10 protein-coding genes are annotated in these 12,307 nt (G+C 55.0%); 3 read left to right on the plus strand and 7 right to left on the minus strand.

The annotated features are described in order from the left end of the window. Positions 1–282: 282 nt before the first annotated feature. Positions 283–1,518 (minus strand): protease complex subunit PrcB family protein, encoded by a 1,236-nt coding sequence (locus HQL52_03455; protein MBF0368493.1) that lies wholly within the window; start codon positions 1,516–1,518, stop codon positions 283–285. A gap of 398 nt (positions 1,519–1,916) precedes the next feature. Between HQL52_03455 and HQL52_03460 the strand changes: the two genes are divergently transcribed. Next, positions 1,917–2,351, plus strand: coding sequence for an N-acetylmuramoyl-L-alanine amidase (locus HQL52_03460; protein ID MBF0368494.1), 435 nt, complete (start codon positions 1,917–1,919; stop codon positions 2,349–2,351). 267 nt (positions 2,352–2,618) lie between these two features. Continuing rightward, positions 2,619–2,846 carry a hypothetical protein gene (locus HQL52_03465; GenBank protein ID MBF0368495.1) on the plus strand — a complete coding sequence of 76 codons (228 nt, stop codon included), beginning with the start codon at positions 2,619–2,621 and terminating at the stop codon, positions 2,844–2,846. A 57-nt stretch (positions 2,847–2,903) separates the two neighbouring features. Here the strand turns inward: HQL52_03465 and HQL52_03470 are convergent, their stop codons facing one another. The 4 genes from HQL52_03470 to HQL52_03485 all read right to left on the minus strand — a co-directional run bounded on the left by HQL52_03470 (position 2,904) and on the right by HQL52_03485 (position 9,453). Then, positions 2,904–6,299, minus strand: a complete 3,396-nt coding sequence (locus HQL52_03470; GenBank protein ID MBF0368496.1) for an EAL domain-containing protein — start codon at positions 6,297–6,299, stop codon at positions 2,904–2,906. Positions 6,300–6,305: 6 nt separating this feature from the next. Beyond that, complete coding sequence (locus HQL52_03475) at positions 6,306–6,710, minus strand: hypothetical protein (protein MBF0368497.1); 405 nt, start codon at positions 6,708–6,710, stop codon at positions 6,306–6,308. A 75-nt stretch (positions 6,711–6,785) separates the two neighbouring features. Further along, entirely contained in the window at positions 6,786–7,181 is a 396-nt protein-coding gene (locus HQL52_03480) for a RidA family protein (protein MBF0368498.1), read from the minus strand. A gap of 100 nt (positions 7,182–7,281) precedes the next feature. Further along, on the minus strand, positions 7,282–9,453 hold the full coding sequence (locus HQL52_03485; GenBank protein MBF0368499.1) for a bifunctional (p)ppGpp synthetase/guanosine-3',5'-bis(diphosphate) 3'-pyrophosphohydrolase: 2,172 nt from the start codon (positions 9,451–9,453) through the stop codon (positions 7,282–7,284). A 336-nt stretch (positions 9,454–9,789) separates the two neighbouring features. Between HQL52_03485 and HQL52_03490 the strand changes: the two genes are divergently transcribed. After that, complete coding sequence (locus HQL52_03490; GenBank protein ID MBF0368500.1) at positions 9,790–9,987, plus strand: hypothetical protein; 198 nt, start codon at positions 9,790–9,792, stop codon at positions 9,985–9,987. 170 nt (positions 9,988–10,157) lie between these two features. Here the strand turns inward: HQL52_03490 and HQL52_03495 are convergent, their stop codons facing one another. Both HQL52_03495 and HQL52_03500 read right to left on the minus strand, forming a co-directional pair. Beyond that, a complete protein-coding gene (locus HQL52_03495) occupies positions 10,158–11,111 on the minus strand; it encodes a methionyl-tRNA formyltransferase (protein MBF0368501.1) in 954 nt (317 codons plus the stop codon). A gap of 4 nt (positions 11,112–11,115) precedes the next feature. Beyond that, positions 11,116–11,625, minus strand: a complete 510-nt coding sequence (locus HQL52_03500) for a peptide deformylase (GenBank protein ID MBF0368502.1) — start codon at positions 11,623–11,625, stop codon at positions 11,116–11,118. Positions 11,626–12,307: the final 682 nt, after the last annotated feature.

Genomic DNA, 12,307 nt, shown 5'->3' on the forward strand with positions numbered 1-12,307 from the left:
AACGCTCCGCCCCACAATCTTCCGGGGCCCTGATCGACATGAGCGGTGGCGGCGGTAGCGATGATGCGTTTGAAAAGTTTTAACGCTGGTATTTAACCAGCCCCCGCCCAAAAAAAACCGGGTTTGGAACATGTGGCTCCCCGCCACTGTTCCAAACCCGGTTGAATAATGCCGATTCCCTCACTTGCCATACAGACCGTCCGGCCTAGCCGTTCACAGGCCTTTTTCTCTCCTTACCTACTCACAGCCCTCTATCCAGACTCTTTTCAAGGGGTCAGTGGATTATTCCTCCACCAGCCGCAGGTGGCGGAAGGTGATGGGTTTGTTGGAAAAATCGATGCGGATCAGGTGGTAGGGGTTGGAGATTGCATCGAGCATGCCGGGCACCTCGTCCTTCACCAAAGTCACCTCGATCTCGCAGTTGCCCTCCTCCACCTCGGTGATGGTGACGTTGGGTCCGCCATCGCTTGATTGCAGGCCCATGACGGTGGCGATCACCATTTGGCTGTCAAAATCGACCCTCGGGGTGCGCAGTTCAGCCCCCCCTGCGTGGAGCTGCCAAAAATTTTCGAAGGATTCAGCGTCGTAGAAGACCAGATCCTCGCCAGTAAAATCAGGATCATCGTAGCCGTATTGGCTCGTCGTTCCCCGGGAGAGGCTCATAAAATTGATAGAGCTGCCCGCATCTTCATCCTCCCCGTCACAGCTCATGATTTGGAAAGGCAGCATCGTCATGGGCTGACCGGCAGACTCACTCCCCTCCTCCCCTTCAGGCCCCGGCCAAACCAGGCTCGCTTCCAGGAGATAGCCGCCATTGGCCAGGGGGGTGCCATCGGCTTCGCCCAGTTCACTGTTGAGAGAGACCAGCTCCATGCCGTGGTTGGCCTCGTAGGTATAGGTATAGGAGCTGGGTGTTGGCGGTCCAGGAGGCTGACAGGCCATTTCCCAAGGGCCGTAGCAAAAATCGACGGGGATACCCTCCCGAAGAGAAGGTTGTGCCGAACCTGCTGAGCCTGACTGGCTGGAAACCACTTCATCCTCGCCAGAATCATCCTCACCCGTGTCGTCATCGCCGGTGTCGTCATCCCCCGTATCATCCTCACCGGTATCATCCTCCGGCTCTTCTTCCACGGGGCAGGGGTTGAGGCTTTGATGGACGATCTCTCCGGAGGTGTTACGGATATTGAAGAGATATTGGCACCCCTCCTCCCCCTCGGGAAGCTCCATGGCGAGTTCATCCCTGGTTTCCAACTCCAGATTGAGCCCGGCTTTGGCCACCCCCCCGGCATAATAGGTGTGTCGATCCAGGGTGACGGAAAAAGCGTAGCGCTCCACCACCGGAGCGGGTTCGGGAATCGGGATCGGAGGCATGATGATGCCGATGCCTGGATCGGGACCAAGCCCTATGTCAGATCCGCTCTGGCCGCCGCTGGATCCATCCTGGAAGGGTTGGGCCAGGAGTGTGGTGGAGAAAATACAGAGGGGCAGCGCCAGGAAAAAAGAGCGGGCGATTTTCATGGAATGACTCCAGAGGCGGAGAAAAAAACAAGGGTATAATGACGGCTATTCTGCCATTTGACCACGAAAGTCCGATGGTTGCAACCCCTATTTCTCCCTCTGAACCATCCCTGGGGGAAAAGGTCAAACACGTCCCCTGATTATGATCGTAACTTTTTGTTTTTTACCTACAAAAAAACATTTCTTCGCTAGGCACCCCTTGGCAAAAACACCCCCCTGGAAAGAAATCCCCAAACCTTCCCTCTCACCTTTCACCCCCCTTTCCTCCCGTCATTCCAGTTGCTGAACCCCAACACCTGTCCATTCGTTGCAACCCCCCATAAACTCCAAGCCATAAAGTTTATTTTTGGAATCAAACAACGAGTCAAATCAATGCAGTATCAGCAGGAGATTGAAAAATGGAAAGCAGGGAACGGCAAATTGGGCGGCTGATCATTCACTGTTCCGCCACCCCGAATGGCCGCCATCATACCGCCGCCGAGATTGACCTGTGGCATCGGCAACGCGGATTTGCCGGCATCGGCTACCATTTTGTCATCCGTACCGATGGCGTGGTGGAAGCTGGTCGCCCCGTGGCCCGTAGTGGAGCCCATGCCCGGGGATTCAACCGGGATTCCATCGGCATCTGTCTGATCGGCACCGACCGTTTTACCGAGGCCCAATGGCAAAAACTGGATGGGTTGATTCAAAAACTCAAAGCCGATTATCCGGGAGCCGTCGTTCTGGGGCATCGGGATCTCCCCCGAGTGGCGAAAATCTGCCCGGGATTCGATGTGGATATTTGGGCAACCAACCCCCGGCAGATGCCCAAATCCCACATTCTGCCGGAATAATATCAGTCGGCAGCAAACCAGGCTTGATCTTCGCCCGCGCTTCCCGGGTTGAAGTAGACGAAAAAAAGCAAACGAAACGATCCATACCAGCAGTAACCCCCAAAACCATCAAAAGGGGAATACCGGAAAAAAGGATCGAATAACTATGATGCAGGGGGGAGATACGATGCACTCGCAAACTGAAAAGCCCGGCGGCTTTTACAATCCAGATCGACCACAACCGGAACCCACCAGGTTACTGGAAGAAAAACGATGAGGAATAAACGCATGTCCAGCCATGATGACACTCTTTTGATTCTGGGTCGTATCCAGGGAAGCCTGGATCTGATCGAAAAAAACCAGCAAAATCACACCAAAATGCTCAGAACCATGGATGAGCGACTCCGGGAAGTGGAGACCAAAGCCGCGATCCAGGCTTCACTCCTGGGTAGCGGTGCCGCTCTGCTCACCACCAGCATGATCCAGTTTCTCAAAGGCAAGTTTGGACAGGGTTGACCTAGCCTTTCCGCTGCCGAATAGAAGCGCCGGAATCTGGCCAAATCAATCAGGGGCTTAAACCAACTGCCCCCCCTCCGCCAACAGCTGGAGCATTTTACGGCTTGGTAGAGGGCGGCTGCAAAAAAAGCCCTGGATCTGATCGCAGCCCCGTTCTCTCAAAAAATCAACCTGCTCCTGATTTTCCACCCCTTCGGCCACCACCATCAGGTTCAGGCTTTTGGCCATGGAGATGATGGCCGCAACAATCGCCGCTTCACTGGAGCTGACGGAGAGATCCCGGACAAAGGATTGATCGATCTTCAAGGTTTGAATGGGAAGCCGCTTCAGATAGCTCAATGAAGAGTAGCCGGTGCCAAAATCATCCACCGACAGCTTGATCCCCATCTCCCGCAACCCTTCCAGAACCGTCACCGCCTGGCCCACATCCCCCATCACCATGGATTCGGTGATTTCCAACTCCAGCATTCCCCTGGGCAGTCCATTCTCCCTCACCACCCGCTCCACCAGCTCCAGTAGATCCTGATGTTGAAATTGGCGGACAGAAAGATTGACCGCCATGGTGAGGTCCCAAAAACCGGCATCCAGCCATTTTTTGGCTTGTCGGCAGGCGGTTTTGAGAATCCACTCCCCCAAGGGCACGATAAACCCGGTCTCCTCGGCGATGGGAATAAACTCGGCGGGGGAAATCATCCCCTTTTCCGGGTGTTGCCAGCGCACCAGGGACTCCATCCCCACAATCCGGCCACTCTCCATGGCTACTTTGGGCTGGTAGTGCAGACAAAACTCTCCCCGTTCCAGCCCCAGGCGCAGACTCGCCTCCAAATCCAACCTTTGGGAGGAGGCGGCATTCATCTCCTCGGAAAAAAACCGATAGGTATTGCGACCGCTCTCCTTGGCCCGATACATCGCGGCATCGGCATTTTTGGTCAGCGTATCGAAATCCTCACCGTTGTCCGGATAGATACCGATGCCGATGGAAACCCCAATGAAAAGCTCCTTGCCGTCCAGAACGAACTGTTTTTGTATCGCCTCCAGAATCTTTTCCGATACCTTGCCCACCCGCTCCTCAGAGCCGCAATCCCCCAAAATAATGGTAAACTCATCACCCCCCAACCGGGCCACGGTATCCGACTCCCGCACACACCCCATCAGGCGATTGCCCACGTCTACCAACAACCGATCCCCAAAGGCGTGTCCCAGGGTGTCGTTGACATATTTAAATCGATCCAGATCCAAAAACATCACTGCCACCCGGTGCCCCGTACGCCTGGCTTGCAGGCACTCCTGATTGAGGCGATCCTTGAACAGCACCCGGTTGGGGAGCCCGGTCAAAGCGTCATAATAGGCCAGGCGCTCCAGACGCTCCTCGGTCTGTTTTAGTTGGCTGATATCCGAAAAAACCCCGACATAATGGCTGGTCAGGCCATCATTATCGTGCACGGCATTGATGGAAAGTTTTTTCGGATAGAGGGAGCCATCCTTGCGTCGATCCCAGATTTCGCCGCTCCAGCGACCACTGGCCAGCAGCGTACCCCACATTTCCTGGTAAAATTCCGCATCGTGGCGATCCGATTTGGTCAGCCGGGGGGTGTTGCCGATCGCCTCGGAGCGGGCATAACCGGTGATCTCGGTGAAGGCTTGGTTGACATCCAGAATATGGGATTGGGCATCGGTGATCAGAATCCCTTCGCTGGTGTTTTCAAACACCTTGGCCAAAAGCCGCAGCTTGGCCTCACCCCGTTTGCGCTCCAGAATCTCCCCTTCCAGGCGGGTGGTGCTCTCCATCAGCGCCCGGGTTCGCTTCTGGACCCGGACTTCCAGTTTGTCGTGGGCATCCTGGAGAGCGGCCAGGGTAGCCTTGCGCTCGGAAATATCGTGGAGAATACCCGTGATAATGGTGGTCTCTCCCACCACAAAGTGGCTCAGGGAGAGGGCCACGGGAATCAATTGGCCATTCTGATGAACCCCTTCCACCTCGCGGATGAAGCCACCCCCTCCCGCTTCCCCCTGCCCCCTGTTCAGCGTCAGAAAGTGTGCCAGATAGCGCTCATGGGATTCTTGATGGGGAGACGGAATCAACATTTTGATATTTTGCCCCACCAGCTGCTCTACGGGATAGCCGAAGAGCCCTGCCATCGCCCCATTGGCCGATAGAATCACACCCTGACGGTCGGTGGTAAAAATACCATCCAGGGCCGACTCCATGATGGCCCGGATGTGACGCTCCCGGTTGAGCAGGCTCATCTGGTCCCGGGTGATACGCTGGGCCATCTGCTGAAAGGCCTCGGCCAAAACGCCGATTTCATCCCGACTCTCTACCGGTACCTGAAAATCCGCCTCTCCCAGGGAAAACCGCTCCACTGCCCGGGTCATCTGTTGGAGGGGCCGGGTCAGACGCCGGGAAAAAGCAAAGACCAGCAGGGTACCGATCAGCAGGAGCGACCCGATCAGCAGGGTCGATTTTTTGCGCATGGCCATCACATCGGCCAAGGCTGCTTCCCGGGGAGTCACCATCACCAGGCTCAGATAGCGCTCCGGATGAAAGGGATCTATGGGAATCCGGATGGCAGAACGCACATCCTCCCCAACCATCTCGGTATGACGTTCACGGCTTCCCCAAAGCGAGGGCATCTTTGCCAGTGCCTGGGCCAGGTCGGAAAAAAGGGAAGCCAGGTTGGCTGCCTCTCCATATTCAAAAGCAAAGGCCACTCCCGCTTGGGGATGAATCAAAAAATCCCCTTGGCTGTTGGTGAGGTAAAGCTGGGTGGGGGGGTGGGCCAGAGCAGCGATGTCCGCCAAAGTCTCCCCCATGTCGACGTTGAGAATAATGAAACCAAAGGGTTCCTCATGGGGGGTATGGACTGGGACCGCCACCCGGAGGGTGGGTAGATGGGGTGTAACCGGTTGGCCGTGTTCCCGGTTCAGGTTGATCTCGGAAAGAAACACCTCTCCCGGTGGCATGGAGAGGATCTTCTGAAAATAATCCCTATCCCCTTTTTGGGGAAGCTCCGCCTCCGGCACCACACGCACCTGGTTCTCTTGACGTTCAACCCGGACGATCTCCCGTCCCCCATCCGCCACCCCCACATAGCGTACTTGGAAATATTCGGGGTGGTTGTTTAAAAAGGTGGAAAAAATGACCGACAGTCGCTGTCGCCAGAGGGGTTCGGTACTCTGATCCACCGGATCGATCCCTCCTGCCAGCCGGGTTCGAACGATCCCCTGGATGGGCGGTGTGTTGGCCAAAAACCGCACATCCCCACTAAAACGGCGGATGCGCTCCTGGATCAGGCTCCTCTGGATCTCCTCCTCCTCGCCGAGGGTTTCCAGGCTCTTTTCAATCAGGAGGACGCTGCTCTGCTCCTGAACCATATAGCCCACGGAGCCGGCAATGATCAGATTGATCAGGGTGAAAACCAAAATGGTCCGGGTGGTGATGCCAACTCCCACAATAACCTACCTGTACCCGGGACGGGGTTGATAGACGGGTGCGGGTAGATAGGTGGATGGGCCTTTTTCCGTCTCACCACTGGTGGGAGCTGGCTGCCAGGAAGTGCCATAGTTGGGATTTTTGATGCAGGTCGCTTTGCGAATCCGGGCCTGGGTTTCGCAGTTGTCAGGCACCTGGTAGATACATTCGGTTCGCCAACTCTCCACCACACACCAGGGAGAGCCTCCGGTGGGAGCGATCATCTCCTCCTGATTGAGAAAGCAGCTGCCGCTCTCCCCAGCCATCTTTTGGCAGGAGGCCAGATCCGGCCAGTGGCACTGCTTGCCACCAAAATCCATCAGACAATAGAGGCCTGGATTGGCAAAAGCCTGAAAGGGTAGAAAAAAAAGCAGGGCAAATATCCATTTCATCGGTTTGGCTCCGAAAGAGATCCGTTGTGGCGAGATCCCTTTTCTTAAAGATGACATGAATCTGAATAGAAAAAACTATCCGGTTTGATTGGGCAGGCGCGCCACCGCCGCAATCTCCAACCGGGCTCCTTTGGGCAGGGCAGCTACCTGGACCGTGGCCCGGGCTGGATAGGGGGGGGAAAGATAGGTCTCATATATTTGATTGACCAGTGGAAAATCGGCAAGTTCCGAAAGATAGATCGTGGTGGTGACCACATTCTCAAAACCCACTCCCGCCGCTTTGAGAACCGCTGCCAGGTTGTTCATCACCTGCCGGGTCTCCAAAGCGACATCCCCAACCACCAGCTCGCCGCTCCCAGGATCCAGGGGAATCTGCCCGGAAAGATAGAGCCAACCATCACACGCCACCGCCTGAGAGTAGGGGCCGATGGCGTTGGGCGCCTCTTTGGTCGCTATGGCTTGCTTTAACACTGTTTTCTCCTTGCCGGTTGCGGGCAAGTTTAAGATCCGGAGCCAAAATCCGAGGCAAAACCGACCCCCAATGCCCCTTTTTTTTGAATGATTATATCAGCTAACCCCGAATACGTTCGACGCTCATCACTTCGGAGAGTGCGCGCAGTTTTTCCAGGACGCTCCCCAGCTCATTCAGGTCTCCCACCTCCACATCGAGAATCAACACACACGGATCCCGGTCCCGATCCTGAAACTGGACTTTGATAACGGAAGCCTTGGCCTCCATCACCGCATGGCTCACCTGGGCCAACACCTTTTTGGGCTTGCGCACCATGGCCCGCAAGCGCGCCAAATGATTATCCTTGGCCATGTCCGGCCAGTCGACATCCTCAATCCTGCGCTCCGGCTGATTCCTGAAGGAGTCCAGGTTGGGACAATCAGACCGATGGATGGTCACCCCCTTGCCGGTGGAGATGATACCGACGATGGCATCCCCCGGAATGGGACTGCAACAGCGAGCGGCCTGAACCGCTATTTCCGGCAGAAGGCCCGACAGCTTCAACTCTCCCTTGGGGGCCTTGTCGGCGCGACGCTCGGCAGAGGTGGAACGGGGTTTGGGAGAGGAGGTTTTTTGGCTGCGTTCCGCCTTGCGAAAGGTCTCCGGAAACATGCGGTGCAGGGTATGCAAGGGGGTGACCGTCTGGGTTCCCACCTGATAAAGCAGCTCATCACAATCGTCAAGCCCCAGCTCCTGTGCCCCCTTTTTCAGATATTTTTCCCGCAGAGCCAGGCCGTGGCCCACCTTACGGATTTCCCGTTCCAGCATCTCCCGGCCCAGGAGGATCGACTCCTGCCGCCGCTGCTCCTTGCCCCAGCGGGTGATGCGATATTTGGCTCGGCCACTGACCACAAATTCCAGCCAGCTTAGATTGGGACGGGGCTCCTTGCTGGTGATAATTTCAACGCTGTCCCCGGTGTTGAGCTTGGTTTTCAGAGGGACCATGCGGCCATTGACCTTGCACCCCTGACAACGATCCCCCACCTGGGAATGGACCGCATAGGCGAAATCCACCGGGGTGGCCCCTTTGGGCAGGGCGAGAATATCCCCCCCCGGGGTAAAAAGATAAATCTCCCCGGGAAAGAGGTCGATCTTGACATTTTCCAAAAACTGGCTGGGATTATCGGCGTTTTGATGCACCTCCAGCAGCTGTTTCAACCAGGCATAACCGGTCGCACCGGAGCGTTTTTTGGTTTGGATGCCTTTGCCTTTATAGTTCCAATGGGCCGCCACCCCGCTTTCAGCCACCTGGTGCATTTTTTCGGTACGGATCTGCACTTCGATGCGATTGCCGAAGGGACCGATCACCACGGTGTGCAGGGATTGGTAGCCGTTGGATTTGGGCATGGCCACATAATCCTTGAAACGGCCTGGAACCGGGTGAAACTCCCCGTGGATCATCCCCAACGCCCGATAGCAGTCTGATTTTTTCCGAACGATAATGCGATAACCGATCAGATCGTGAAGCTCATCAAAGGTGGTATTTTTACGGGAAAGCTTGGTCCAGACAGAATAGAGATGCTTTTCCCGGCCAAACACCTCAGCAGCAATGCGATGCTTGCGCAACAGTTTGCGCATGATGGAAACCACCTTGCGCACCACATCTGCGCCCCCTTTGCGGCTGGCATCGACTCTTTGCTTCAGCTCATCATGCAGCTCGGGCTGACTGAGCTGGAAGGCGTACTCCTCCAGATCGCTCTTGATCCAGTAGATACCCAGACGATGGGCGATGGGGGCGTGGATTTCGAGAATTTCCCGGGCGATGCGCCGGGCGATGGGGGTCGGGTTGGCTGCGGCTGTGCGCACCTGCTCCAGGCAGAGGGCCAGCCGCACCAGGACCACCCGGATATCCTTGGCCATGGCCAGGATCATCTTGCGAAAATCTTCGGCTTGGATTTCGGTTTTGGCCCGGGCGGAGATGAGGGAGATGCGCGTGACTCCTTCCACCAAAAAACCGATCTCACTGCCAAACTTGTCGTTGATCTCCTCCAGGGTGGTGGCTCCGGAGTTCACCCCTTCCACCAACATGCCAGCGGCAATGGAAGCGACATCCAGACGCAGGTCAGCCAAAATGCCAGCCACCGAGGCTGGATTCATGGTAAAAGCTGGCCCCTCCCTCTCTTTCCGCTTGGAAAGGGCCACTACAAATCCCCGGGTCTGATTCAAAAGGGATTGGTCTGCCTGGGGATTATAATCCAGGATACGGGAGATGAGCCGATTCCATCCCTTCAAGGCCTTCTCCTCCCGCAAGCCCCAGCCCCAGCCCCACCCAAGGGAGGTATGTCCATTGATTCGTCAAAGGGATTATTCATGCCATGAATATACGTGGTGCACCCTGAAATTTCCACTTTCCATAAAAGCGGATTGATCCATTGGCCGCCATCGCTCTCCGGCAACAGCGGCAGCTGTCTCCTCCTTAGACACCAAGCCCCGGATATCCCCTCCCGGGAGGGAAGCTCCGGCCAGACACCAGCCAGATTGTCAAGGAGATCTTTTTTTCTTGGCATAATTATTGCCTAGTGATTGAGTCATAAACGTCCATAATCCACCCCTTTTCGGGAGAGATCCATGAGCCTTCCACTCCATGGTTTGCCAGCCTATATGATCCCAGCCAGCCCCGCTCCCACGGCGCAACCCCAGGGCTTGGCCAAAACAGCGACCATTCCCAGCAACCAGGGGGGTAATCCCTTTGATCAGGTATTGATTGAAGCGGAACGGGAGTATATCGACAAGTTGATTGGGGATTCCAACATCATCAAGACTTAAGAATGGCAGCAGCCTATGTGCAGCAGGCCTCCGGAACTGGCAGCGCTGGGCAAGACTCAATCATGTTGAAAATCAAGGAAACGACACCCTGGAACCGAGTGATGTGATTTGGTTCAAGGGGTTAGATACGCCCTTCTTATACTTCTGAGAGCCGGGATCCTCTCCCCTGATCAGTGCCCCAGGCGGCTGCCTGTTTTAATCCGGTGGCCTCGCAGCCACTGGGAGGCTGCCATCCGCCGTTTGCCTGGGGATTGCAGTTCGGTTATCCGCAGATGGCCTTCCCCACAGGCCACCACCAAACCGTCATCTTCCACTCGAACCACCTCTCCCGGTGCCCCTTTCAGGGCGATATCCTCGTCTTTTTTGACACTCTCACAGTAAAATATTTTCAGATTTTGGCCTTCCAGGGAAGTGTAGGCGCCTGGGAAGGGGTTCAAGGCAAGAATTTGACGACTGATCGTGGTTGCCGGGGCATCCCAGGGGATAAGACCGTCAACTTTTTGCAGCTTTTTGGCATAGGTCACCCCTTCTTCGGGTTGTATTTGGGGTTTCACGGTGCCGGATTTGAGGCCTGGGAGTGTTTTGAGCAGTAATGCGCCACCCAGGTTGGCCAGTTGGTCGTGGAGTTCTCCTCCGGTCATTTGGTTGTGGATGGGGAGGCTTTCCATGGAGAGGATGGGTCCGGTATCGAGTCCGGCATCCATTTGCATGATGGTGATACCGCTTTCGGGATCTCCGGCCAGGAGTGCTCGGTGCAGGGGGGCTGCTCCTCGCCAGCGTGGCAGGAGGGAGGCGTGGACGTTGACGCAGCCGTTGGGGGGGAGGTCGAGCACTTCCTGGGAGAGAATTTGGCCATAGGCGACCACCACCACCAGGTCTGGTTTGAGTGCTTTTAGTTGGGCGACGGCTTCGGGCTCCCGCAATTTTTTCGGTTGAAACACGGGGATATCCAGGCCTTCTACGGCTTGTTTGACGGCGGGTCCTCGCATTTTCATACCTCTACCCACTGGTTTATCTGGTTGGGTAAAGATCCCCACCACTTCATCTGTGCTATTGATCAGTGCTTTCAGGCTTGGGACCGCAAAATCGGGGGTACCCATGAAGACGATTCGCCAGGGGGACATGGGTTTATGTTTCCTTTCTGGTTTTCAATTTTTTCAGAATGATGGAGCGTTTGAGGCGGGAGAGGTGGTCGATAAAGAGGATACCGCTCAGGTGGTCGATTTCGTGTTGGAGGCAGATGGCGAGGATATCTTCGGCTTCCATTACTACGGGTTCGCCATTTCGGCCGAGTCCTTGTACTACTATGCGTTCGGCTCGTTCCACTTCTGCCACTTGGTCTGGTACTGACAGGCATCCTTCTTCGAAGCGGCTGATTCCTTCGCTTTCGATAATTTTGGGATTGGCGAGAAAGATGGGATTTTTCTCCGCCCCTTCTCGGGGGTAGTTTACATCCACCACGATCACTTGTTTGTGGATGCCTACTTGTGGTGCTGCCAGGCCTATGCCGTTGGCGGCGTACATGGTTTCCGCCATGTTATCCATCAGCTGTTGGATTTGGCTATCCACCTGACCGATTGGTTCGGACTTTTTTTTGAGTCGTTTATCGGGGGCGGTTAGTATGGTCAGCAGTGCCATGATTTTTCACCTTGCTTGATGAATCAGACCAGTTTTGGATTTTTCCCTTGGTTTTGCTTTTAAACTATTAAAAAAAAAGCGGGGGGGAATTGGGGGGGATTCTTTCCCCCCAAGGTCTTTCTTTTCTTTTCCTTATCTTTTGATCTTGATTTTGCTCTTTTTTATCTTTTGATCTTGATATTTCTTATCCTTTGATCTTGCTCTTTCTTATCCTTTGATCTTGCTCTTTCTTTTGATTTTGCTTTACAACCCCCCGGGGGTGTGGGGGCGCAGCCCCCACGGTCTTGACTTTGCTTTTCTGGTTTCGCTTTTCAAAATCAGTCAAACCAGATGGAGTATCTGTTCAATCAGCCCTTTTTTATCAGAAAAAATTGCAAGTCGTTCCAAATAAAAATGGCACATCAGTCTTGATTGATGCGGTTCGCGCGGCTCACCGCATCCTACGCGTGAGAATGACCATATACGGAAATCACCGCGTTACAATATTCGACCTTTGGCAGCCTATTTGGATCCCAACCGGAACCAAACACGCTGCATGTTGCCTTAAGACCCCGTATTCCTGGGAGGTTATAAGGCAAAACCAAGATCAAGGGCAAAACCAAGATCAAGATCAAGGGCAAAACCAAGATCAAGATCAAGGGCAAAACCAAGATCAAGATCAAGGGCAAAACCAAGATCAAGA

Source organism: Magnetococcales bacterium (genome assembly GCA_015232395.1).
Classification (GTDB): Bacteria; Pseudomonadota; Magnetococcia; order Magnetococcales; family JADFZT01; genus JADFZT01.

Coding starts and splice junctions, on each gene's coding strand:
- HQL52_03455 (MBF0368493.1), bottom strand. CDS start 1,518: ATGAAAATCGCCCGCTCTTTTTTCCTGGCGCTGCCCCTCTGTATTTTC.
- HQL52_03460 (MBF0368494.1), top strand. CDS start 1,917: ATGGAAAGCAGGGAACGGCAAATTGGGCGGCTGATCATTCACTGTTCC.
- HQL52_03465 (MBF0368495.1), top strand. CDS start 2,619: ATGTCCAGCCATGATGACACTCTTTTGATTCTGGGTCGTATCCAGGGA.
- HQL52_03475 (MBF0368497.1), bottom strand. CDS start 6,710: ATGAAATGGATATTTGCCCTGCTTTTTTTTCTACCCTTTCAGGCTTTT.
- HQL52_03490 (MBF0368500.1), top strand. CDS start 9,790: ATGAGCCTTCCACTCCATGGTTTGCCAGCCTATATGATCCCAGCCAGC.
- HQL52_03495 (MBF0368501.1), bottom strand. CDS start 11,111: ATGTCCCCCTGGCGAATCGTCTTCATGGGTACCCCCGATTTTGCGGTC.
- HQL52_03500 (MBF0368502.1), bottom strand. CDS start 11,625: ATGGCACTGCTGACCATACTAACCGCCCCCGATAAACGACTCAAAAAA.